Annotated in this window: 21 protein-coding genes and 3 tRNA genes; 16 read left to right on the top strand and 8 right to left on the bottom strand. The window is 51.6% G+C overall.

What is annotated here, in order from left to right; translation table 11 throughout:
* Positions 1-61: 61 nt before the first annotated feature.
* The 4 genes from E1N14_RS08310 (at position 62) to E1N14_RS08325 (ending at position 5,561) form a co-directional block, all read left to right on the top strand.
* Positions 62-301, top strand: coding sequence for a FeoA family protein (locus E1N14_RS08310; RefSeq protein WP_025010714.1), 240 nt, complete (start codon positions 62-64; stop codon positions 299-301).
* Positions 294-2,588 carry a Fe(2+) transporter permease subunit FeoB gene (gene feoB, locus E1N14_RS08315; protein WP_025010713.1) on the top strand — a complete coding sequence of 765 codons (2,295 nt, stop codon included), beginning with the start codon at positions 294-296 and terminating at the stop codon, positions 2,586-2,588. Before E1N14_RS08310 ends, feoB begins: the two co-directional genes overlap by 8 nt.
* 162 nt (positions 2,589-2,750) lie before the next feature.
* Positions 2,751-4,421 (top strand): glutamine--tRNA ligase, encoded by a 1,671-nt coding sequence (glnS, locus tag E1N14_RS08320; protein ID WP_044734232.1) that lies wholly within the window; start codon positions 2,751-2,753, stop codon positions 4,419-4,421.
* A gap of 282 nt (positions 4,422-4,703) precedes the next feature.
* On the top strand, positions 4,704-5,561 hold the full coding sequence (locus tag E1N14_RS08325) for a hypothetical protein (protein WP_025010712.1): 858 nt from the start codon (positions 4,704-4,706) through the stop codon (positions 5,559-5,561).
* 190 nt (positions 5,562-5,751) lie between these two features.
* Here E1N14_RS08325 and E1N14_RS08330 read toward each other — a convergent pair whose 3' ends face one another.
* A complete protein-coding gene (locus tag E1N14_RS08330; protein WP_025010711.1) occupies positions 5,752-6,348 on the bottom strand; it encodes a Yip1 family protein in 597 nt (198 codons plus the stop codon).
* Between the two features lie 187 nt (positions 6,349-6,535).
* Between E1N14_RS08330 and miaE the strand changes: the two genes are divergently transcribed.
* The gene (gene miaE, locus E1N14_RS08335) at positions 6,536-7,300 is read left to right on the top strand and encodes a tRNA isopentenyl-2-thiomethyl-A-37 hydroxylase MiaE (protein ID WP_025010710.1); all 765 of its coding nucleotides are present in this window, start codon (positions 6,536-6,538) and stop codon (positions 7,298-7,300) included.
* A 170-nt stretch (positions 7,301-7,470) separates the two neighbouring features.
* On the opposite strand, the gene E1N14_RS08340 is transcribed toward miaE, so the two are convergent.
* Positions 7,471-8,187 (bottom strand): UDP-2,3-diacylglucosamine diphosphatase, encoded by a 717-nt coding sequence (locus E1N14_RS08340; RefSeq protein ID WP_025010709.1) that lies wholly within the window; start codon positions 8,185-8,187, stop codon positions 7,471-7,473.
* Positions 8,188-8,197: 10 nt separating this feature from the next.
* Positions 8,198-8,692, bottom strand: coding sequence for a peptidylprolyl isomerase (locus tag E1N14_RS08345; protein WP_025010708.1), 495 nt, complete (start codon positions 8,690-8,692; stop codon positions 8,198-8,200).
* Positions 8,693-8,836: 144 nt separating this feature from the next.
* On the opposite strand from E1N14_RS08345, the gene cysS reads away from it, so the two are divergent.
* Positions 8,837-10,216, top strand: a complete 1,380-nt coding sequence (gene cysS / locus E1N14_RS08350) for a cysteine--tRNA ligase (protein WP_044734237.1) — start codon at positions 8,837-8,839, stop codon at positions 10,214-10,216.
* A 102-nt stretch (positions 10,217-10,318) separates the two neighbouring features.
* On the opposite strand, the gene folD is transcribed toward cysS, so the two are convergent.
* Positions 10,319-11,173, bottom strand: coding sequence for a bifunctional methylenetetrahydrofolate dehydrogenase/methenyltetrahydrofolate cyclohydrolase FolD (gene folD / locus E1N14_RS08355; RefSeq protein WP_062793544.1), 855 nt, complete (start codon positions 11,171-11,173; stop codon positions 10,319-10,321).
* Positions 11,174-11,408: 235 nt separating this feature from the next.
* On the opposite strand from folD, the gene E1N14_RS08360 reads away from it, so the two are divergent.
* The 9 genes from E1N14_RS08360 to E1N14_RS08400 all read left to right on the top strand — a co-directional run bounded on the left by E1N14_RS08360 (position 11,409) and on the right by E1N14_RS08400 (position 20,422).
* Positions 11,409-11,485, top strand: a tRNA-Pro gene (locus E1N14_RS08360).
* A 67-nt stretch (positions 11,486-11,552) separates the two neighbouring features.
* Positions 11,553-11,629 (top strand) — tRNA-Arg (locus E1N14_RS08365).
* A 9-nt stretch (positions 11,630-11,638) separates the two neighbouring features.
* Positions 11,639-11,714 (top strand) — tRNA-His (locus E1N14_RS08370).
* 246 nt (positions 11,715-11,960) lie between these two features.
* A complete protein-coding gene (tig, locus tag E1N14_RS08375) occupies positions 11,961-13,265 on the top strand; it encodes a trigger factor (RefSeq protein WP_025010707.1) in 1,305 nt (434 codons plus the stop codon).
* A gap of 92 nt (positions 13,266-13,357) precedes the next feature.
* Complete coding sequence (gene clpP, locus E1N14_RS08380; RefSeq protein WP_025010706.1) at positions 13,358-13,966, top strand: ATP-dependent Clp endopeptidase proteolytic subunit ClpP; 609 nt, start codon at positions 13,358-13,360, stop codon at positions 13,964-13,966.
* Positions 13,967-14,054: 88 nt separating this feature from the next.
* Positions 14,055-15,335, top strand: a complete 1,281-nt coding sequence (clpX, locus tag E1N14_RS08385; RefSeq protein WP_025010705.1) for an ATP-dependent protease ATP-binding subunit ClpX — start codon at positions 14,055-14,057, stop codon at positions 15,333-15,335.
* A 129-nt stretch (positions 15,336-15,464) separates the two neighbouring features.
* A complete protein-coding gene (lon, locus tag E1N14_RS08390) occupies positions 15,465-17,822 on the top strand; it encodes an endopeptidase La (RefSeq protein ID WP_025886755.1) in 2,358 nt (785 codons plus the stop codon).
* Between the two features lie 257 nt (positions 17,823-18,079).
* On the top strand, positions 18,080-18,352 hold the full coding sequence (gene hupB / locus E1N14_RS08395) for a nucleoid-associated protein HU-beta (protein WP_025010704.1): 273 nt from the start codon (positions 18,080-18,082) through the stop codon (positions 18,350-18,352).
* Positions 18,353-18,562: 210 nt separating this feature from the next.
* Positions 18,563-20,422 (top strand): SurA N-terminal domain-containing protein, encoded by a 1,860-nt coding sequence (locus E1N14_RS08400; protein ID WP_025010703.1) that lies wholly within the window; start codon positions 18,563-18,565, stop codon positions 20,420-20,422.
* Positions 20,423-20,532: 110 nt separating this feature from the next.
* Here E1N14_RS08400 and ung read toward each other — a convergent pair whose 3' ends face one another.
* From ung to folX, 4 genes are all read right to left on the bottom strand, one after another.
* On the bottom strand, positions 20,533-21,207 hold the full coding sequence (gene ung / locus E1N14_RS08405) for a uracil-DNA glycosylase (protein ID WP_025010702.1): 675 nt from the start codon (positions 21,205-21,207) through the stop codon (positions 20,533-20,535).
* A gap of 37 nt (positions 21,208-21,244) precedes the next feature.
* Entirely contained in the window at positions 21,245-21,457 is a 213-nt protein-coding gene (locus tag E1N14_RS08410) for a TOBE domain-containing protein (RefSeq protein WP_025010701.1), read from the bottom strand.
* 231 nt (positions 21,458-21,688) lie between these two features.
* Positions 21,689-22,588 carry a TIGR01777 family oxidoreductase gene (locus tag E1N14_RS08415; protein WP_025010700.1) on the bottom strand — a complete coding sequence of 300 codons (900 nt, stop codon included), beginning with the start codon at positions 22,586-22,588 and terminating at the stop codon, positions 21,689-21,691.
* 46 nt (positions 22,589-22,634) lie between these two features.
* Complete coding sequence (folX, locus tag E1N14_RS08420) at positions 22,635-23,003, bottom strand: dihydroneopterin triphosphate 2'-epimerase (protein ID WP_025010699.1); 369 nt, start codon at positions 23,001-23,003, stop codon at positions 22,635-22,637.
* A 67-nt stretch (positions 23,004-23,070) separates the two neighbouring features.
* Between folX and E1N14_RS08425 the strand changes: the two genes are divergently transcribed.
* Positions 23,071-24,150 (top strand): AI-2E family transporter, encoded by a 1,080-nt coding sequence (locus E1N14_RS08425; protein ID WP_037474734.1) that lies wholly within the window; start codon positions 23,071-23,073, stop codon positions 24,148-24,150.
* The last annotated feature ends 17 nt before the right edge of the window (positions 24,151-24,167 follow it).

The following is a 24,167-nucleotide window of genomic DNA, read 5'->3' on the forward strand; positions in this document are numbered from 1 at the left end:
GTTTCAGGTAGAATCGAATCATTACCCGCATGCTTGCATGCTGTTTTCAGTGGTAGAGGCAATGAAGTTAAGTGAATTGAAACCCGGTGATCGCGCCATGATTTCCGAAGTTGGCCATCTGGATCTGCCTGCTGTGGTCAAACGCAAGCTCCTGTCCATGGGGATCACCCCCAATACCTGTTTTTCTTTGATCCGCCGTGCTCCCATGGGATCCGGGTTGGAATTGGACATTCGCGGCAGCAAGTTGTGCATGCGTCAGGATCTGGCACAGATTATAGAGGTGGAAAAGGCCAATGACTAAGCAGTTCCATTGTGTCACTGTCGGTAATCCCAATGCCGGTAAGTCGACATTGTTCAACGCCCTGACAGGTGCCAATCAACAGGTAGGTAACTGGTCCGGGGTGACAGTCGAGAAGAAGACCGGCCACTTTTCGCTTAATGGCGATGATGTCTTTCTAACCGATTTACCCGGCATTTACGATCTTCTTCCCGCCGGTAGCAACTGTGATTGCTCGTTGGATGAGCAGATTGCCCAGCAGTATCTGGCCAACCAGAAAGTAGATGGCATTATCAACTTGGTGGATGCCACCAATATCGAACGTCACCTGTATCTGACAGTGCAACTGCGTGAGCTGGGTATTCCCATGGTTGTGGTGCTCAACAAAATGGATGCGGCGGTCAAGCGCGGCATTCGGGTCGATACCCAAGCCATGAGTCGAGAGCTGGGTTGCCCCGTAATAGGCGTGACTTCAAGAGAAGCCAAAGACGTCGAGCGGGTCAAGGAACAGGTGATAGAGCTGCTGGAAGGGCGGGTTTCAGAGTCGCCTTTGATGCTGCAATATGACGCCACCATTGAAACCGGTGTCACAGCCATTATGGGCAGCGACAGTCAATTAAGCCGGGGCCGGGCGCTGGCCATGTTGGCCAATGGCTTGGGCTGTGGTTCTTGCCAGAACAATTTGCTCGATGAACAGGTCTCCAGAGTGACGGATAAACTGGCACTGGAAGGCAAAGACATAGAGATCATGGTGGCCACCACACGTTTTGACTTTGTTGAGCGTGTATACAAGGGGTCGGTCAATGCCGACGGCCAGCTGACCTTGAGTGACAGGCTCGATAAGTTGGTATTGCATCCTGTGTTGGGTATTCCGGTATTTTTGCTGGTGATGTACCTGATGTTCATGTTTGCCATCAACGTGGGCAGTGCCTTTATCGACTTCTTCGATATCAGTGCCGGCGCGCTGTTTGTCGATCATTTCGGGGCTTTGCTGACCAATGTAGGAGCTCCTGCCTGGTTGGTGACTCTGCTGGCCGGTGGTATAGGTCAGGGTATTCAGACGGTATCGACCTTTATTCCGGTTATCGCGGCGCTGTTTTTGGCTTTATCTGTGCTGGAAGGCTCTGGCTATATGGCCCGTGCCGCCTTTGTGGTTGACGGCCTGATGCGCCGTATCGGCCTGCCCGGCAAGGCCTTTGTGCCCATGATTGTCGGTTTTGGCTGCTCTGTGCCTGCCATCATGGCGACCCGCACACTGGGCAGTGAGCGTGAACGTATCGTCACAGGTATGATGGCGCCCTTTATGTCCTGCGGTGCCAGATTGCCGGTATACGCCTTGTTTGCGGCGGCCTTTTTCCCTGATTCAGGTCAGAACCTGGTGTTCGGTCTCTACCTTATCGGTATTTTGGCTGCGATAGGCACAGGCCTGCTGCTGCGCAAGACCTTGCTGCCCGGTAACAGCAGTGCCGTAGTGATGGAGCTGCCAAGCTATGAACTGCCCAAGCTCAAAGCGGTGGCTTCCCGCACAGGTAAACGTACCAAGAGCTTTATTCTCGGTGCCGGCAAGACAATTGTGGTTGTAGTGACTCTGCTTAACTTTATCAATGCCATAGGCGTTGACGGCAGCTTCGGCCATGAAGACAGTCAGGAGTCTCTGCTCAGTGTCGCCAGTCAGAAGATTACTCCGGTGTTTTCACCCATGGGGATAGAGGAAGACAACTGGCCGGCCACTGTTGGGATAGTAACGGGTATCTTCGCCAAAGAAGCGGTGGTGGGTACGCTCAATAGCCTGTATAGCACGGCTGATGGCGGTGATGGCGAGCTTACTCCATTGATGGACAGCTTCTCCGAGGCGCTGGCGACTATTCCGGCCAACCTGTTCGGCATAGTGATGGAAGATCCGCTCAAGCTGTCTGTGGGCCATGTTGAGGATAAGACGCTGGCTGCCGAAGAGCAGGGGGTTGATCAGTCCACATTCGGTGCACTGCAGGCAGGATTCAGTGGACAATTGGCTGCCTTCTCCTATCTGCTGTTTATTCTGCTCTACACGCCTTGTGTGGCCGCCATGGGTGCACTGGTGAATGAGTTTGGCAGTCGCTGGGCTACTTTCGCGGCTACCTGGACCTTTGCACTGGCTTACGGCAGTGCCACTGTGGTCTACCAAGGCGCGACTTTTGCCGAGCATCCATTGCAGTCCAGCGCCTGGATAAGCTTCTTTGTCCTCGCCCTGATTGGTTTCTATATGTGGCTGAAGCGTAAAGGCCGCAAGACCCAGGAGATTATTCCGGGTATCAAGATAGTGACTGAGTAAGGTCGCAGATAAAAAGCAGCCATCTTGGCTGCTTTTTTGATCACGGCGCCGGGTTTGACGAAGTGCGCCGCAGTTTTTATTCTAGAAGGATTGTAACCGGGCATGATCTGTAGGATCATGCCTCTTTTCGTTAGACAGCCATTGTTCGCAAAGAGGAATTTCATGAGTCATGTGGACACCGAAGTACGTCCAAGTAACTTCATTCGCAATATCATAGATGAAGATTTGGCGAGCGGTAAGCACACCAATGTGCACACCCGTTTCCCACCAGAGCCTAATGGCTTCCTGCACATAGGTCACGCCAAGTCTATCTGCTTGAATTTCGGTATTGCCAGGGACTATCAGGGCCAGTGCAACCTGCGCTTTGATGACACCAACCCGGAAAAAGAAAACATTGACTATGTAAATTCCATTAAAGCGGACGTGCAATGGCTGGGCTTCCAGTGGGCCGGTGATATTCATTACTCGTCAGACTACTTTGATAGCCTCTACGGTTATGCCGTTGAGCTGATCAAAAAAGGTCTGGCTTATGTGTGTTTTCTCAATGGCGAGCAGATGCGCGAGTACCGCGGTACTCTGAAAGAGCCGGGCAAGAACAGCCCTTATCGTGATACCGGCGTTGAAGAAAACCTGGCGCTGTTTGAAAAGATGCGCGCCGGTGAATTTAAAGAAGGCGAGTGTTCACTGCGGGCCAAGATAGATATGGCATCACCTTTCATGTGTATGCGCGACCCGGTGATCTACCGGATCAAATTCGCTCATCACCATCAGACGGGTGATAAGTGGTGCATCTATCCCATGTACGACTTTACCCACTGTATCTCTGATGCGCTGGAAAATATCACTCACAGCCTTTGTACGCTGGAGTTTCAGGATAACCGTCGCCTCTATGACTGGGTGCTGGATAATCTGGATGATTTCAAGATCCCCAACCGTACCCGTCAGTATGAGTTTTCACGCCTGAATCTGGAATATACCCTGATGTCCAAGCGTAAGCTCAACGAGTTGGTGGTACGTCAGTTGGTCAATGGCTGGGATGATCCCCGCATGCCGACTATCGCCGGTTTGCGCCGCCGCGGTTACACCCCGGCCTCCATCCGCGAGTTCTGTGATCGCATCGGTGTGACCAAGCAGGATAACCTGGTGGAAGTGGGTATGCTCGAAGCCTGTATCCGTGAAGAGCTCAACGACAATGCCCCGAGAGCCATGGCGGTTATCGAGCCGGTTAAGGTGATCATTGAGAACTATCCTGAAGGGCAGTTGGAGCATGTCAGTGCGCCGGTGCATCCCAACAAGGAAGAGCTGGGTAATCGTGAGCTGGCCTTTGGCCGTGAGCTTTATATCGATGCGGCCGACTTCCGTGAAGAAGCCAACAAGCACTACAAGCGTCTGGTGATGGGTAAAGAGGTGCGTCTGCGCAATGCCTATGTGATCAAAGCCGAGCGTTGTGACAAGGACGCCGACGGTAAGGTCACCACCATTTACTGCAGTTATGACCCTGAGACTCTGGGTAAAAACCCTGCCGATGGCCGCAAAGTCAAGGGCGTGATCCACTGGGTCGAAGCCAGCAGCGCTGTGCCTGCCGAGTTCCGTCTCTATGATCGCCTGTTTGTCGATGCCAATCCGGCCGCGGCAGAAACCGTGGACGAAGTGCTGAACCCGGAATCTTTGGTGGTTAAGCATGGTCTGGTTGAAGCCGGTCTGGTGCAAGCGGAGGCCGAGAAGGCCTATCAGTTTGAGCGTGAAGGTTACTTCTGTGCCGACAGCAAGGACTCAAGCCCAGATAAGCTGGTATTTAACCGCACTGTGGCATTAAGAGATTCATTCGCTTAAGTCAGTACCATTCTGTAAAGCTGTGGCTGACTAGACTTGTTTTTCGCAAGCTTAGTCAGCCGTCGGCTTCACAAACCCGCTTATTTCCCTCTGCGCTTTAAACTGTTTCCAGGCCAGTGAGCCGATATAGAGCACCCATGGGACTCGTTCGCACCTTCCCTTGAATAACTGGTTAAGCTGCTCTCGATTGATATCAGTAAAGACAAAATCATTCTTCAACGGATGCTGAAGTGATAGGGATTATTTAAGCGTTAACAACTTGGATGTATATAAGGTATCTAAATGTTGATTCAACAAGCACATGAAGTCGAAGAAGCAATAAATAATGGTGACATAGAATCAATCAGGAACGATCTGGACTTTAGGGTATTGACCTCGATAATTGAGAGTAACAGGTTTGATCTAGTCGAAATAATTTACAATCATTTTAAAGATACCGAACCTATGGAGCAGCTAATTTTTAATGCTGTTGTCGAGAGTGCCGGTGTTGATATCACCCCTACGGCCATCCAGTGCCTCAACTTCTTAAAGTCGCTCGACAAAGGAATATCCTATGAGTTCGACGATGAAGATGCTCTCTATCATATGTGCCAAATCCCCGGCAGGGTTGAACTATTCAAATTAATGCTCGATATGGAGGTAGACATACCTTGGGGTTATGTTTTACAGGTGAGCTGTAACTTTATTTGTCGTGATACCATTGAGTTTTTGATTGCCAACATTCAAGTATCCAACGAAGAGCTTAATCTTGCCTTTGGCTACTTGGTTAATGCCAGTGTCACTTCCTGTTATCATGAAAACTCCGATCAAACCGAAATAATTTCATGGTTTATAAACAAGCTCAATGTGGATGTGAACTTAACGACGGACAGTGATTATGGATGGGCGTATTTGGATTGCTTCATTAATGCACCCAATGCGGCTAAACACTTTTACGTTGAACGATTTAACTCCGGCATTATCAATTCGGAAGATTTTTGGGCGAAGTTTATTGAAGCTTACCTTGAGGATCAAAAGTTCAAGCAAGCATTTGCTCAAGCTTTTGAAGACCTAAGGAACAGCAGCATAGATTTAACTGAGTTGGCCACATTATTTGACCGTTTGGGCCATGACGCGCTTGCAAAGGAATTACTGAACTAGGGCTTGGCCTGTAAGTCTGTACAGAGCAGATGTAAGGCTTCTTAGCAGTTCTGCATGACGGATATCTCCTGCTTACCCAACACATCCTGGGTTCCGTTGGGGGATGCTATATGGCTAGGGCTGAATTGGACGTAAGAAAGGCGCTCAAGGGGCGCCTTTTTCGTCTCTGGTGTTTTGATGACTGCTTTTATTATTGCAGTATTGGGCCGAGTCCCATGCTCCAGAGGATCACGCTGCTGGCCATCAGAGCGACCAGGAGCACCAAACCTGCAGTCACCACAGAGCTGGCATAGATAAAGCCTTTTTCTTCGGGAATGTTCATTATGATAGGGACCCCGGTATACAGCAGGTATACAGAGTAGCTAAGGCCTATCAGTCCTATCACCATAATAAACCAAAGCTCTGGATAGAGCGCCGCCAGTCCCACCATAAACAGTGGGGTGGCAGTATAGGAGGCCAGTTCCAGGCACTGGGTAAAGTCCGGATGGGCATCAAAAGTTTGTCCCATCCAGTAGGCCAGGTAGGCGAGGGCGAACACACCGAATACCAGGCCGCAATACATGCCGGCGCACATGATAAAGCCGCTTTGGGCTGTTAGAAACAAGGGGTCGCCGGCACCTGGGTTCCAGCCGATATGCACGGCGGCGATATAACTACAGACAGAAGGGATGAGCGCAATGAGTAGCAGGTGACTGAGACAGCTTTTAAGTGCCTCATGGTTTTGTTCTATGGTTTGCCATTCCTGTTTGGGATGAGTATACAACCCCATTAAGTGATTCAATACCATTATAATTATCCTTATTCCGCTTTGACTTTTGCTCGTCAAACTGCAGACGAGCGTTTTACCGCTCTGAGTCTATTTATTGAACAAAAACAGCGGGCCGTCAAGTTTGTACTCCGAGAGGCTGTGGGCATAGCATTGGCTTGCTGGTAGACTTGGCGGCCTTGAAAACTCTTGTGGAAGCTTGACCTCAATGCAGCAGTTACTCGCCCCAGTAAAAGAATTCCTGGCCTGTGAAACCCCTGACAGCTGGATAGCAGCTGCCAAAGAGGAGCATAGACTGGCCGAATTGCTGATAGATCACTGTAATTGTGAGCTTAAGGCGGCGCAGACGGCGATGTTTTTGGTCCGCAAGTATGCGGTGGACAAGCAAAGTGGCGAGCAGTTGCTAACCTGGGCCAAGCCTTACGAAGAGTTTGTTTATCACAACGACAGGGATATGGCGGCTTTTCTGGCCAGAGAGGTGAAGAAGAACGAGTTGATTGGTGAGTTGACGCCCAGGGCGGGGTTCCCCCATGGCCCTGAACTTATCGCCAAGATGATCCGCCTTATCAAAGAGGAGTTCCATCACTTTGAACAGGTGCTGGAGCTGATGTTGGCGCGCAATATCCCATACAGCAACATCCGCGCCGGCCGTTATGCCAAGGGGATGATGAAACACGTTCGCACCCATGAGCCTGCGACTCTGATAGATAAACTCATAGTGGGCGCCTTTATCGAGGCCCGCTCCTGTGAACGTTTTGCCAAGCTGGCGCCTTGGCTCGATGATGAGCTTAAACGTTTCTATATTTCACTGCTGCGCTCTGAAGCGCGCCACTATCAGGATTATCTTTCATTGGCCGAGGCGATTGCCGGCGAAGATATCAGCGCCAGAGTGGCTTATTTTGCCGAGGTGGAAGCCGAGCTTATTCTAGCGCCGGATGATGAATTCAGGTTTCACAGCGGGGCGCCGCTTTAAACTACTCGATATTGCGCCTACATAGATAAAGATGCCGACAGGGTCGGCAACTGCTGGATTGGAAGGGGTTTATAGGTTATCAGGGCTGGCTAGGTTCAATGTGAGCCGACTCAAGCCAAACAGATAAAACCCGAGCCGAATGAGTTCAGTTAAAGCCGGGTCTGCTGGCTTTATTCTATGAAAGGCAGGCTGGTCAGTGCTATGTTGTCGGCACTGATGCTCAAGACACTTCCCTGTTCATACCAGTCTCCTACCACCAAGCGCTGCTTATTACCCGCCAATTGATGGATATCCGGCCTATGGGTGTGACCGTGGATCATCAACTCGGCGCCAGTGCCGGCAAACAGTTCATCCACCGCGCTCGGCTCAACATCCATTATCTCAATGCTTTTCAGCTGATTCTGCATCTGGCTGTTTTGCCTGAGCTTGGCGGCAATATTGCTGCGGGTCTTCTTCGGCAGATGGCGGTATATCCAGCGGGGCAAAGCCATATTGCGAAAACGGCGAAAACGCTGGTAGCCCTTGTCCAGAGTGCAGAGGCTGTCGCCATGCAGCAGCACTGTCTTGTGGCCATAGAGATCCAGTCGATACACCTCGGGCAGTAAGGTTATCCCCGCTTTGGCGGCGTATTCTTTCCCCAGCATAAAGTCGCGGTTGCCGTGGATAAAGTACACCGGCAGGCTGCGGCTGACTTCATAGAGACGTTCGGCCAGCGCCAAGGCAAAGGGCTCGGCCAAATCATCACTGACCCAAACCTCAAACAGATCCCCCAAGATATAGAGGGCGTCGACCTGTTCAAGACCGGTATCGAGAAATTGATAGAAGGCGTTGAGGATATCTTGGCGATCGGCACTGAGGTGCAGATCGCCGATAAAGAGAGTGCGCATTCAGAAGTTATCAGTCTGCTATGGTCACTTTCTCGATGATCACGGCTTCCAAGGGCACATCCTGATGCATGCCGTGGTTGCCCGTGCTCACGCCTTTGATGGCATTGACCACGTCCATACCTTCAACCACTTCACCGAATACACAGTAACCCCAGCCTTGGATGGATTCGTTTTTGAAATCCAGGAAGGTGTTGTCGTTGACGTTGATAAAGAACTGCGCCGTGGCGGAATGAGGATCGGAAGTGCGGGCCATGGCTATGGTACCTGTCTTGTTTGACAGGCCGTTGTTGGCTTCGTTACGCACTGGGGCATTGGTAGGTTTCTGTGACATCTGTTCGGTAAAGCCGCCACCCTGAACCATAAAGCCATCGATAACGCGGTGGAAGATAGTACCGTCATAGAAGCCTTCCTGGGCGTACTTGATAAAGTTGGCCGCAGTCAGAGGGGCTTTTTCACTATCCAGCGCCAGTTTGATGTCGCCGTGGTTGGTGTGCAGTGTAATCATGGTCGGATCCTCAGGATAAATTTTGTTGGCGGATTCTAACTTATCCGACTCCGGCTATAAAGGGCAGTATTCAAGAGCTTTTGGCAATGCTAAACTGCCAGATTCGTTTTACCTACTAATCCTATATTGCTGAAGAGAAAGTCGATGTTGAAGATATACAACAGTCTGAGCCGCCAAAAAGAGGAATTTAAACCGATTAACCCAGGTAAAGTGGGTATGTATGTGTGTGGTGTCACCATATACGACTTGTGTCATATCGGTCATGGCCGGACCTTTGTTTCCTTTGACATGATAGTGCGCTACCTGCGTTACGCGGGGTACCAGGTTAACTTCCTGCGCAACATCACAGACGTGGATGACAAAATCATCAAGCGCGCCAATGAAAATGGCGAGAGCTGCGATAGTCTCACCGAGCGTCTCATCGGCCAGATGCACCAAGACTTTGATGCCCTGAACATGCTGCGCCCCGATATGGAACCAAGGGCGACTCTGCATATTGGCGAGATTATCGAAATGGTTGAGGCGCTGATCGCCCGTGGTCATGCCTATGTGGCCGATGATGGCGATGTGTTGTTCAGCGTCGCCTCTTTCCCTGAATACGGCAAGCTTTCCGGGCAGAACCTGGAGCAGTTGCAGGCCGGAGCCCGGGTCGAAGTGGACGAGCACAAGCGCGATCCCATGGACTTTGTGCTGTGGAAGATGTCCAAGCCTGGCGAACCTACCTGGGATTCACCTTGGGGCCCGGGGCGTCCCGGTTGGCACATTGAGTGCTCTGCCATGAACAGCAAACACCTGGGATTGCATTTCGATATCCATGGCGGCGGCAGCGATCTGCAGTTCCCGCATCATGAAAATGAAATCGCCCAGTCTTGCTGCGCCCACGACACCCCTTATGTGAACTACTGGATGCATACCGGCATGGTGATGGTCGACAAAGAGAAGATGTCCAAGTCGCTGGGTAACTTCTTCACCATTCGCGATGTGTTGGCGCATTATGATGCCGAAACCGTGCGCTACTTCCTGTTGTCCGGCCACTACCGCAGCCAACTGAACTATTCTGAAGACAACCTCAAGCAGGCCAGAGCCGCGCTTGAGCGAATTTACACAGCGCTCAAAGACCTTGACCTGAGTGTCACTGCGGCGCCTGCCGAAGAGTATGTTGAGCGCTTCAAGGCGGCGATGGATGATGACTTCAACACCCCCGAAGCCTACTCTGTGCTGTTTGAAATGGTGCGTGAAATCAACCGCCTCAAGGGCGTGGATATGGCGGCAGCCTCGGCCCTTGGCGTGTCACTGAAACAACTGGCTGCAGTGCTTGGGATTGTCAGCTCTACACCTGAAGCCTTCTTCAAAGGCGAGGGCAGCGACGATGAAGTAGCTGAAATCGAAGCACTTATTGCCGAGCGCAACCGCGCCCGCGCCGAGAAGGATTGGCCTGCTGCAGATGTTGCCCGTGACCGGCTGAATGAGCTGGGTGTGGTGCTGGAAGATGGCCCACAGGGGACCAGCTGGCGCAAGAAGTAATCCTTCTTTGCCAATAATCGAAACAAAAACGCCGGCTGTTGAAGCCGGCGTTTTTTATCGCTTGAAATTGAAAACCAAACTGAGGTTGGTTTCAATCTACCCTTAGTCGTGATATTGCTCCGCGGCAAACAGGGTATTTTCCAGCAAGCTGGCTATGGTCATAGGGCCCACGCCACCGGGAACCGGGGTGATATGGCTGGCGCGCTCACAGGCAACATCAAAGTCAACATCGCCCACCAAACGGCCGCTGTCGAGACGGTTAATGCCCACATCTATGACTATGGCACCTGGTTTGATCCAGCTACCGGGGATAAAGTCGGGTTTGCCGACGGCAACCACCAGAAGATCGGCGCGGCTGACCTTATCCTTGAGATCTTTGGTGAATCTGTGACAAGTAGTGGTGGTGCAGCCGGCCAGCAGCAGCTCCAGAGTCATGGGACGGCCCACGATGTTGGAGGCGCCAACCACAACCGCATCCAGACCATAGGTATCGATACCGGTAGACTTGATAAGGGTCATGATCCCCATGGGAGTGCAGGAGCGCAGTACCGGGATCCGTTGAGCCAGACGGCCGACATTATAAGGGTGGAAACCGTCGACATCTTTGTCGGGACGGATCCGCTCGATCACCTTGGATTCTTTAATATGTTCCGGCAGCGGCAGCTGCACCAGAATGCCATCAATGGCGGCATCTTCATTGAGTGAATCTATCAGGGCCAGCAGTTCTTCTTCACTGGTGGAATCCGGCAGATCATAGGAGCGGGAGATGAACCCCACTTCTTCACAGGCTTTACGCTTACTGCCGACATAAACCTGAGAGGCAGGATCAGCACCCACCAGAATAACAGCCAAGCCTGGGATACGTTGTCCCGCTGCTTGACGTGCAGCGACTTTTTGCTTTAGCTGTTGTCTTATGGATTGCGCAATCGCTTTGCCATCTATTAGTTGGGCTGTCATGGGTGTAGGATATCCTTTGTATGGCGCGATGTTGAAAACGGCGCTATTTTACCAGTGAGGCTTGGGAGTGTCATGGACAAACCTGCTCCAGAACACAGAATTTCGTCAAAGCAGCACGTAATTTCGCCAAGCAGATAAAGCGCTTAAAAAAATCGTTGACGCTTGTTGGGTGAGGGGCTAAGATGCGCTCCGTTCTCGAGGCAAGCCGGTTGTAACCGCGCTTGGAGAAAATTTTCGGTGATTAGCGCAGCCTGGTAGCGCATCTGCTTTGGGAGCAGAGGGTCAGAGGTTCGAATCCTCTATCACCGACCAGATTTCAAGGGCAGTGTGGATAGCATTGTCAGTACCGCTTAGGATGCAAATTGAATTTGCAGATCCTGCGCCCGTAGCTCAGTTGGATAGAGCATCCGCCTTCTAAGCGGATGGTCGCAGGTTCGAATCCTGCCGGGCGTACCATTTTCGGTGGTGATTGTAGCTCAGTTGGTAGAGCCCTGGATTGTGATTCCAGTTGTCGTGGGTTCGAGCCCCATCAGTCACCCCACTCTTTTATAAAAAAAGCGACCTTAGGTCGCTTTTTTTATGCCTTTTTCTGTGGCATTGAGGCTCGACTCCACTAAGAACGGTCGATATAATGCTGCGTCTTGATAACAATCAACAATGTGCGACCGGTGCCGGAATTCACTTCTGATGGGCATTTCAGTCAAGTTAAAGATCAAGAAACGAATACCTGAATAGTTGAAACAATCGGCTATTGCAAAGGACGTTAGACACATTTCGAGGTAAAACAATGCAAGTTTCTGTTGAAACAACCCAAGGCCTGGAGCGTCGCCTGACCATCTCTGTTCCTGCAGAGCAGATCGAACAACTGGTTAAAGACAGCCTGCAACGCGAAGCCAAGCGTGCCCGTATTCCAGGTTTCCGTCCAGGTAAAGTCCCAGCTAGCGTGATTGAAAAGCGTTATGGCAAAGCGATTCGCCAAGACATTACCGGTGAAGTAATGCAGCGCAACTTCATTGAGGCCATCATTGCCGAGAAGTTGAACCCTGCCGGTGCTCCTACCTTTACCCCAGGTGCCACTGACGCCGAAAAGTTTGAGTTCACCGCGACCTTTGAAATTTATCCAGAAGTTGAAATCAAAGGCCTGGACGGTATCGAAGTTGAGCAGCCTGTTGCCGAAGTACAACAAGCCGACGTTGACAACATGATCGAAACCCTGCGCAAGCAACACGCGACTTACGAAGCAGTTGAGCGCGCTGCCGAAGACGGTGACAAAGTCGTTATCAACTTTGTGGGTAGTGTTGACGGTGAAGAGTTTGAAGGCGGCAAGGCCGAAGACTTCGAACTGCAACTGGGCAGCGGTCGTATGATCCCTGGTTTTGAAGAAGGCGTTAAAGGCCACAAAGCCGGTGAAGAGTTCGACATCGACGTGACTTTCCCTGAGGAATACCACGCCGAAAACCTGAAAGGCAAAGCCGCCAAGTTCGCTATCACAGTGAAAGAAGTCAAGGGTGCCAACCTGCCTGAAGTTAACGACGAGTTCGCCAAGTTGTTCGGTATCACTGACGGTGGCATCGATGCTCTGAAAGCTGAGATCAGTAAGAACATGAGCCGTGAGCTGGAACAAGCTCTGAAAGCCAATGTGAAAGAACAAGTGCTGAACGGCCTGCTGGCTGCCAACGAAATCGAACTGCCAAAAGCGCTGATCGACGGTGAAGTTAACGTTTTGCGTCGCCAGGCCATGCAGCGTTTCGGTGGCCAAGGTGCCAACATGCCTGAGCTGCCAGCCGAGCTGTTCACTGAACAAGCCGAGCGCCGCGTTAAAGTCGGCCTGCTGCTGGGCGAAGTGATCAAGTCCAACGAGCTGAAAGCTGAAGAAGAGCGCGTACAGGCGTTGATCGCTTCTATGGCTTCTGCCTACGAAGATCCAAAAGAAGTGATCGAATACTACAACGGCAACGAAGAGTTGATGCAGAACATGCGCAACCTGGCTCTGGAAGAGCAAGCCGTTGAAGCGGTTCTGAAATCAGCCAAAGTGACTAAGAAAGATGTCGCTTTTGAAGAATTTATGAACAAGGCTACCGGCCGCGCATAACCTAAGCTTGACTTGCTTGGTTGTTCGCCATTTATAATGGCTCGTATGAGGTCCCTCATGCGGGCCGTTTTTTTATTTAGGGAAAGTTAATGATGCATAACGCGCCAGAATCAGTACTTAATGCACTCGTTCCTATGGTGGTTGAGCAAACTGCCAAGGGAGAACGCTCTTACGATATTTATTCACGTCTGTTGAAAGAGCGGGTGATCTTCCTGGTTGGTCAGGTTGAAGAGCACATGGCCAATCTGATCGTGGCACAGTTGCTGTTTTTGGAATCAGAAAACCCGGATAAAGAGATCTCTCTTTATATCAACTCACCAGGCGGCTCTGTCACTGCCGGTATGGCTATTTATGACACCATGCAGTTTATCAAGCCGGATGTCAGCACTGTATGTATCGGGCAAGCGGCCAGTATGGGCGCCTTCCTGTTGGCCGGTGGTGCCAAGGGTAAGCGTCACTGTCTGCCTAACTCGCGGGTGATGATCCATCAGCCTTTAGGGGGCTTCCAGGGACAGGCATCGGATATCGCTATCCACGCCCAAGAGATACTGGGGATCAAACAGAAGCTGAACCAGATGTTGGCCGATCACACTGGTCAACCGCTGGAAATCATCGAGCGGGATACCGACCGAGATAACTTTATGAGCGCTTCTCAGGCCATGGAATACGGTTTGGTGGATTCGGTTCTGACCAAACGTTAAGGCTGATTTTTGCTTTTGGCTGGGCTATGCTCAGATTGAAGACGCTTAAGTGTATGGCAGTAGAGCAGACTGCAAAAGAGGTAGAGTAATGGGTGACAACAAAGGCAACGGTGATAGCGGCAAATTGCTGTATTGCTCTTTCTGCGGAAAAAGCCAGCATGAAGTTCGCAAGCTGATCGCCGGGCCATCTGTGTATGTATGTGATGAATGTGTCGAGTTGTGTAATGACATCATTCGCGAAGAGATAAAAGAGATTTCGCCCAACCGGGATCAGGACAAGCTGCCAACTCCCCACGAACTGCGTGCTCATCTGGATGATTATGTTATCGGCCAGGAGCAGGCCAAGAAGGTGTTGTCTGTAGCGGTTTATAACCACTACAAACGCCTGAAAAACAGCACTCCCAAAGATGGTGTGGAGCTGGGCAAGAGTAATATTCTGCTTATCGGCCCAACCGGTAGTGGTAAAACCTTGCTGGCAGAGACCCTGGCGCGGTTCCTGAATGTGCCTTTTACCATGGCGGATGCCACCACATTGACCGAAGCCGGTTATGTTGGGGAAGACGTTGAAAACATCATTCAGAAGCTGCTGCAGAAGTGCGACTATGATGTCGACAAGGCGCAGCGTGGTATTGTCTATATCGATGAGATTGACAAAATCAGCCGTAAGTCAGATAACCCTTCCATCACCCGGGATGTGTCCGGTGAAGGCGTGCAGCAGGCACTGCTGAAGCTGATTGAAGGCACTGTTGCCGCCGTACCTCCTCAGGGCGGCCGTAAACACCCTCAGCAGGAGTTCCTGCAGGTTGACACCTCCAAGATACTCTTCATCTGTGGTGGTGCCTTTGCAGGCCTTGAGAAGGTGATTGAGCAGCGCTCCCATGTGGGTAGCGGCATAGGTTTTGGCGCCCAGGTTAAAGGCCAGGCCGAGAAGGCCACCATTACCGATACTCTGCTGCAGGTTGAGCCGGAAGACTTGGTCAAATACGGCCTTATTCCCGAGTTTATCGGGCGTCTGCCTGTGGTTGCGACCTTGGGTGAACTGGACGAAGCAGCTCTGGTGCAGATCCTGTCCCAGCCCAAGAACGCCATCACCAAGCAGTTTGCCACTTTGTTCGAGATGGAAAATGTCGAACTCGAGTTTCGCGATGACGCCCTTAAGGCGATAGCACAAAAAGCCATGTCCCGTAAGACAGGGGCCCGTGGTCTGCGCTCCATCGTTGAAGCGATACTGCTGGATACCATGTATGACCTGCCGTCCATGGATAACGTGGTCAAGGTGGTTATTGATGAATCTGTGGTGAAAGGTGAGTCAGCGCCTATTCTTATTTACGAGAATAATGACTCCCAGGCTGCTGCCGGTGACCAATAACTGAGCAACAAGCTATCAAGTTGAAAATTAAGGAGTCCACTAGGGCTCCTTTTTTTGTCTTTACCATTGAAAGCCGGGAAAGCGTCCCAATATACTCTCTGTAATCTTTAACTGAAACGGAATCGAACTATGACCCTAGAGCGTGAAGCGCGAATCGAATTGCCCGTGCTGCCACTGAGAGACGTGGTGGTCTATCCCCATATGGTAATTCCGTTATTCGTAGGACGTGAAAAGTCCATCCGTTGTTTGGAAACTGCCATGGCGCAGGATAAACAGATCATTCTTGTGGCGCAGCGGGATGCGGATCTGGACGAGCCTGGCATAGACGATATTTTCGACGTAGGTACAGTCGCTTCCATTTTGCAGCTGCTGAAGCTGCCCGATGGCACAGTCAAGGTATTGGTCGAAGGCGGCAAGCGCGCCCGCATCGAACGCTATACCCAGGAAGAAGAGTTCTTTGTTGCTACCGCACACTACCTGGAGTCCGAAGCTCTGGACGACAGGGAAGAAGAGGTGCTGGTTCGCAGCGCAATCAGTCAGTTTGAAGGCTATATCAAGCTGAACAAGAAAATTCCTCCCGAGGTGCTCACTTCGCTCACAGGTATCGAAGAAGCCGACCGGCTGGCCGACACCATGGCAGCCCATATGCCTCTCAAGCTGGCAGACAAACAGTCTGTGCTGGAGATGGTCAAGGTCGGTGAGCGGCTCGAGTATCTGATGGCTATGATGGAAGCGGAAATCGACCTGCTGCAGGTTGAAAAGCGTATCCGCTCCCGGGTCAAAAAGCAGATGGAAAAGAGCCAGCGTGAGTACTATCTCAACGAGCAGATGAAGGCTATCCAGAAGGAGCTTGGCGATCTCGATGAAGGCCACGACGAATTTGAAAGTCTGAGCCGTAAGATTGAAGAAGCTGGCATGCCGGAAGAGGCCAAAGACAAGGCGTCTGCCGAACTCAACAAGCTGAGAATGATGTCACCCATGTCGGCCGAAGCCACTGTGGTGCGCAGTTATGTTGACTGGATGACCTCTGTGCCCTGGAAACAGCGCTCCAAGATCAAGCGTGACCTCTCCAAGGCCGAACAGGTGCTGGATACAGATCACTATGGCCTGGAGAAGGTTAAGGAACGTATCCTTGAGTATCTGGCGGTACAGAGCCGGGTGAAACAGCTCAAGGGGCCTATCCTGTGTCTGGTTGGCCCGCCAGGGGTAGGTAAGACATCCCTGGGGCAATCTATTGCCAAAGCGACCGGCCGTAAATATGTGCGGGTAGCGCTGGGCGGTGTGCGTGATGAAGCGGAAATCCGTGGTCACCGCCGGACCTATATAGGTTCTATGCCTGGCAAGATTATTCAGAAGATGGCCAAAGTCGGGGTGAAGAACCCACTGTTCCTGCTCGATGAAATCGACAAAATGAGTTCGGACATGCGCGGCGATCCGGCCTCAGCTCTGCTGGAGGTGTTGGATCCAGAGCAAAACGCGACCTTTAACGATCACTACCTGGAAGTGGATTACGATCTGTCCGATGTGATGTTTGTGGCCACCTCCAACTCGATGAATATTCCGGGCCCCTTGCTGGATCGGATGGAAGTCATCCGTCTTAGCGGTTACACCGAAGATGAGAAACTCAATATTGCCAAGCAGCACTTGCTGCCGAAACAGATTGAGCGTAACGGCCTGAAGAAGAATGAAATCACTGTTGATGACAGTGCCATTCTCGGGGTGATCCGTTATTACACCCGCGAAGCCGGGGTGCGGGCGCTGGAGCGTGAGCTGTCGAAGATTTGCCGTAAAGTGGTCAAGCAGATCATGCTGGAGAAAGACACCAAGCACGTGGATGTCAATCAGGACAACCTCAAGTCTTTCCTGGGGGTACAGCGCTTTGACTATGGCAAGGCAGAGTCCAAGAATCAGATTGGTCAGGTGACAGGTTTGGCCTGGACCGAAGTGGGCGGCGACTTGCTGACCATTGAAGCTACCTCAGTTGCCGGTAAGGGCAAGCTCACCTATACAGGTTCTTTGGGTGATGTGATGCAGGAGTCTATCCAGGCCGCAATGACTGTGGTTCGGGCGCGCGCCGAGCAGTTGGGGATCAACCCTGACTTCTACGAGAAGCGTGATATCCATGTGCACGTACCCGAAGGGGCAACTCCGAAAGATGGTCCATCAGCCGGTGCCGCCATGTGTACCGCGTTGGTTTCCAGCCTGACGGGTAACCCGGTCAAGGGTGAAGTTGCCATGACAGGCGAAATTACCCTGAGAGGCGAGGTGCTGCCAATCGGTGGCCTGAAAGAAAAACTGCTGGCGGCTCACCGCGGTGGTATCAAACTGGTATTGATACCCAAGGAGAACGAACGGGATCTGGAAGAAATTCCGGCTAACGTAGTGGCAGACTTGGATATTCGTCCGGTTCGCTGGATAGATGAAGTACTGCAACTGGCGCTTGAGCGACCAGTCGAGGGCTTTGAAGTGGTTAAAAATTTGGGCTAACGCAAGAAAATGTCCTATGCCACTAAAAAAAGTGAAAAAAGGGGCTTAACAAAACCCAGACCTGTGGTAGCCTAGGTCTGTGGAGAGCCAGTTGTGCCAAGCCCTTGGGGCAACTGGCTTTGAGCTGTATCCAATTTAAATTCTTTGGTTTTCCAACTGAGCTTGAACTTTGGTATCAAGCTTGTTATAAAAGCCTCCGCAGACCGCTCTAGAGAAGGATTTGGTTGCGGCGCGAAAACTACATTCAAGGGGATGACATGAACAAATCTGAACTAATCGAGAAAATCGCTTCTGGTGCTGACATTTCTAAAGCCGCTGCCGGCCGTGCACTGGATTCTTTCATCGCAGCTGTGACTGATGGTCTGAAAGAAGGCGACAAAATTTCTCTTGTTGGTTTCGGTACTTTTGAAGTGCGTGAGCGCGCTGAGCGTACTGGTCGTAACCCACAGACCGGGAAAGAGATCAAAATCGCTGCAGCTAAGATCCCTGCATTCAAAGCAGGTAAAGCTCTGAAAGACGCTGTTAACTAATTAACATCGCAGCCTTTGTAGGGCTTTCGTAAAGACTAAGCACTGCCTGGCAGTGCTTTTTACGGATTGGGAAGCGCCGGGTTAACCGACGTTTCGGAGTGTGAGGATAAGCTGAAGTAGCGTCTGCAGACTCCATTCATGTTACAGATAGGCGCATCCCACAAGAGATGCGCCTTTTTTTTACTATTAATCGCATAAGCGAGACGTCTGATGTTAGAGAAGATTCGCGAAGGGTCACAGGGCGTAATTGCCAAAGGTATTTTGGTACTGGTGATACTTTCCTTTGCATTTGCTGGTGTAAGCAGTTACCTGGGTTCCTCCTCAGTGGCTCCGGCCGCCACAGTCAATGGTGAAGAGATTTCCACAACCGAACTGGACCAGGCCTATCAAAGCGAGCGTGCCCGTCTGGAACAACAGCTGGGTGAGATGTTTGACGCCCTGGCGGCCAATGATGCTTACCTGGCCAGTATCAAAAAAGGCGTGCTTGAACGTCTGGTAGCGCAAAAGTTGCTGGATCAAGCTGCCGCTGAAATGGGCTTGAGAGTGTCCAATGCCCAAATCATAGAAGCAATTAGACAAGAGCCTGCTTTCCAGACTGAAGGCAAGTTCGACAATGATCGCTTCGAGGCCATTCTGCGCCAATTGGGCTATCAGCAAGCAGCTTTCCGTGAAAGCATGCGGGTGGACATGACTCGTCGTCAGCTGATCAGCGCCTTGATTGGCAGTGAGTTTGTTCTCAATGGTGAGGCAGAATCTCTGGCCAAGCTGCAGGGACAAACCCGTGATATTCGCTATCTCTTGGTTGATGCCGAGCCTTTCCTGGGCCAAGCGACAGTGACCGAAGAGGAAGCCAAGTCATTCTACGACACCAATCCGGCTCAATTTGAACGTCCGGAGATGGTCAGCTTGGAATATATCGAGCTTAACGCCAAAGATCTGGTCGATGGTATCGAGGTCAGTGACGAGCTAGCCAAGACTTACTATGATGAGCATCAGAATCAATACCAGACCGCAGAAAAGCGTTTGGCAGCCCATATTCTGATTGACGCCTCGACCGACAATGCCGAAGCCAAGGCCGAGGATATCCATAAGCAACTGGAAAACGGCGCCGATTTTGCTGCGCTGGCCAAGTCTGATTCCCAGGATACCCTGAGCGGTGAGAAGGGTGGCGAATTGGGTTGGTTTGAGCCTGGTGTGATGGATCCCGCTTTCGATGAAGCCCTGTTTGCACTGAACAAGGGTGATATCTCTAAAGTGGTCAAGACACCTTTCGGTTTCCATATCATCAAACTGCTGGATATTCAGAGCGGTCAAACTGCGCCTTTCGCTGAAGTGAAAGACAAGATAGTCGAGCAGATCAAGCAGGAAGAAGCTGTAAAACAGTTCTATGGCCAGCAGCAGAAACTGGCCGATACCAGCTATGAAATTCCTGATAACTTGCAGGAAGCGGCCAAGGCCGTTGGTGCAGAGATCAAGACTACCCGACTGTTCGGCCGTGACAACGCGCCCGCACCTTTCGATAAGCCTGAGCTGTCCAAGGCTGCCTTCTCAAGTGATGTACTGGGGGGCATGAACAGTGAGCTGCTTGAAGTGGATCGCAACCATGTCGTAGTTGTTCGCGTTAAAGAGCATCAGCAAGCCGGTACGCTGGAATTCGCCGAGGTTAAGCCTGCCATTGAAGCACGTCTCAAACAGCAAAAAGCCAATGAGATTGCCCGTGACAAGGCACAGGAATACATGGTCAAGCTCAAAGAAGGCAATGCCGACATTGCGCTGCAAAGCCGCGCCAACCTGGGACGTTTCACCCAGGATGTAGATTCCGCTTTGGTGAGTAAGGCATTCCAGATGGCCAAGGCTAAAGAAGGCTTGAGTGTTGATACCGTGTCTCTGGCAACCGGTTATGCGGTAGTGGTACTGGATGCAATCCATGACACTGAAAGCGCACCTGCCGATCAGGTCGCGGCCATCAAGCAACGTCTCAACAGCCAGTTTGGTGAGAATGACTATCGCGCCGTTATCGATATGCTGAAGGCCAAGGCCGAGATCATTTATCCAGAAGGTGATGAGTAACTTGACTCATTGATTTAACGTTAAAAAACCGGTCCAAGCGACCGGTTTTTTATCTCCAGCGTTTATGTCCAGCGGTTAACTTGGCTGCTGGAACTTGCGGATAAAACGGGTTAATCCGGCAAGCGCCAGTCTATGGGAGGCTTGCCTTTGGCTATGAGGTAATCGTTGGCCTGATTGAAATGATTGCAGCCAAAGAATCCTCTATGAGCCGAGAGCGGTGATGGGTGAGGGGCCTTTAAGATAAGGTGTTTGTTGCCGTCAACCCGCTGGGCCTTGAGCCCGGCATGCTTACCCCAAAGCAGAAACACCACGCCTTCCGTGTATTTATCTATGGCCTCTATCACTCTATCGGTAAACTGCTCCCAGCCGAGATGGGCGTGGGAATGTGCCTGACCACGTTCGACACTGAGCACAGTATTGAGCAGCAACACACCCTGACTGGCCCAGCTGCAAAGATTGCCATGGCTTGGATAGCTGAAGCCTGGGACTGTATTGGTCAGCTCCTGAAACATGTTCTGCAATGATGGCGGTGGCATCACCCCTTTGGGCACTGAGAAGCACAGGCCGTGGGCCTGCCCTGGACCATGATAAGGGTCTTGCCCCAGGATCACCACTTTGACTGCCGATAGTGGTGTATAACGCAAGGCGTTGAAGGTATCGTTTTTGGGAGGATAGATAGCCTTTCCCCGGGCGCGCTCGGCGTCGATATAGGCCAGAGTATCCCGAAAGTAGGCTTGTTGTTTTTCCGGGCCCAGCACTTCGGCCCAACTGATGTCCTTATGCATAACTAAAAAAGCAGCGCCTTGCGGCGCTGCTCATCTATTACTCGTCCACACCCAGCATCACGCTGCTGGCTTTGATCAGTGCGTATGCACTGTCACCCACTTTTAGCCCCAAACGCTCACAGGAGGCCTTGGTGACCACGGAAGTCAATTCGACACCCGGAGCCAGTTCAATGGTGACTTCGTTGTTTACAGAGCCTTCTTCGATGGCTTTGATGGTGCCGCCAAGACAATTACGTGCACTGATTTTCATTGGTTTTCTCCCGAAAGAACGATTAGCAGGATCAAGAGTATAAACCGAATTGCCATCAAGTTGGGATGCTTCGATAACAAATTTGAGCGTCAGAGGAGATTGAAATGACGCAATGTCACGTCGGAAGTAGATACAGGACGCTGGTCCCCGGATGACAGGCTTATGCCGGCAATAAACCTGGTCAGCGCCATTGCTTGCAGCCAGAGTACCACGGGGACTTATTCACACCTTTTAGTCTTTATCGAATAAGGTCCTCATGGCGTGGTTGATTTCCGGATAGTTGAATTCAAAGCCGTCGGCCTGAGCATGAACCGGCAATACAAACTGACCCTCGGTCAGCAGGGTCGACATCTCACCCATGGCCAGTTGCAGGGCCAATGCCGGTGCCGGCAGACAAGCGGGGCGGTGCAGCGCTTTGCCGAGGGCCTTGCTGAAGTCGCGGTTGCTGACAGGCTGAGGCGCAGTGGCATTGTATATGCCGCGGCAGGCTTCAGTTTCCAGCAGAAATTCAATAAGGCGCAGCAAGTCTTCGCGCATTATCCAGCTCATTCCCTGACGACCATGGCCAATCGGGCCGCCAAGGCCCAGTTTGAAGGCTGGCAGCATTTTGGCCAAGGCGCCGCCATCTTTGCCAAGCACTATGCCGATACGAAAGATACAAACCCGAGTGAGATCGGCAACCGCCAGGGCTTTTTGCTCCCATTGGGCACAGACCCTATGGCTGAACTCATCATGGGGCGTGGCGTTTTCGTCTATGGGTTCCGGCCCCTGACGCCCGTAAAAACCCACCGCCGAGGCGCTGAGAAAGACTTGGGGTTTCTTTTGGCTGTTGCGGACAAGCGTGGCCAACTGCTCTGTGATATCCCAGCGGCTGTGGCAGATCCGCTGTTTCTGCTCATCGCTCCAGCGTTTGGCAACTATGGGTTCACCGGCGAGGTTGATGATGGCATCTATCTCCTCAAGCAGTCCGGGTGTTTGCAGCGAATCTATGTAACGGGTTTGTGCCAGCGCCAGCTTTTGCTCGGCCGCCGCGGGGTTGCGGCTCAAAATAGTCAGCCTATGGCGTTTTGCCAGCCGCTGCGCCAGTTCTGAACCGACAAATCCGGTTGCACCTGTGAGCAAAATATTCATGCTTTCTCCCTGAATCACTGAAGGTTTCTCCAGAGTATAGACTGACTTACACCGGCTTACGGTAGCTCAGTTGCAGTGAAACCGAGTCGGCATATCTCAAGGCATGGGGCTTGTCGATTTCCACGCTGGCGTACTCTACCCATTCATGCTCGCTGGCCAGTTCCAGTACTTTCCCTGTGAGGTGCTCAAGCAGGGAGAAGCGATTGTCTTCCACCAGGTTAATGATCGCCTTGGTGATGGTGCGATAATTGAGCGCGTGCTCCATATCATCACTTCTACGCGCCTTGTCGGCACAGTAATGGATGCAGACATTGATGATCACATCCTGGCGATTGTTGATTTCCTCTTCCTTGATACCGATAAAAGTGCGCAGGCGCAGGTTTTTAATGCGTATAATAGCTAATTCGGGTTTCATCATGTCACTACTTTTTGTTGTTGATGCAACGGCTGATTGTGACAGAGATCAACAAGGAATTTCAATTATGTCATCAGCCTATCGTCCGTCCATGGCGCTGAAAGGATTTGCTGTCATGGCCTGCCTGGTCATAGTGCTGGCGGGAATTAAGGCCGCCAGCGCCATAGTGGTGCCTTTTGTGTTGTCAGCCTTTATTGCGGTTATCTGCAGCCCGGCCATCAATGCCTTGAGTCGTTACCGCGTGCCCCGAGCCCTGGCTGTATTTGTGTTGGTGGCGATCATTTTGTTACTTGGGCTTTGGCTGGCCTCTGTGGTGGGCAGTTCCATCAATGAGTTTTCCCAGCAATTGCCTCAATACCGGGCGCAGTTGGTGGAGCAATTTGCCTGGATATTGGATAAGCTCAAGGAGCTGAATATTCACATCTCCAAAGAGAAGGTGCTGGCCTATCTGGACCCCGGCATGGCCTTGTCTTTGACCACCAATACGCTTTCCGGCGTGGGTAATGTCATGGCCAACCTGTTTCTGATAGTGCTGACCATAGTCTTTATGCTGTTTGAGGCACAATCTTTGCCGCGCAAGGTGCATCTGGCGCTGGATGACCCCGAGATGCGTTTATCCCAGATTGAGCGCTTCTTGCAATCAGTGAACCAATACATGGTGATCAAGACCCTGGTCAGCCTGGCAACCGGTGTTATTGTTGGTGTCGGTCTGGCGCTGATGGGGGTGGATTATGCGTTGCTCTGGGGCGTAGTGGCTTTTTTGTTTAACTATATTCCCAATATCGGTTCTATCATCGCCGCCATCCCGGCTGTGCTGCTGGCCTTTGTGCAGTTGGGCACAGCGGGTGCCGGCGGGGTTGCCGCCCTGTATCTGGCAACCAATATGGTAATGGGCAATCTGGTAGAACCCAGATTCATGGGGCGCGGCCTCGGGCTGTCCACCCTGGTGGTATTCCTGTCGTTGATCTTCTGGGGCTGGCTCTTGGGCTCGGTCGGCATGTTGCTGTCCGTGCCGCTCACCATGATAGTCAAGATAGCTCTGGAATCGAGCCAGAGTGGCAGTTGGCTGGCAATCTTGCTCTCGGACGATGCCAGTATTGCCGTGCGGGAAAATGCCGATAAAGAAGCGGCATCCGATGCCGAATAAAGGCAGAAATAAGAGGT

The organism is Shewanella algae (assembly GCF_009183365.2).
In the GTDB taxonomy this organism is placed as follows: Bacteria; Pseudomonadota; Gammaproteobacteria; order Enterobacterales; family Shewanellaceae; genus Shewanella; species Shewanella algae.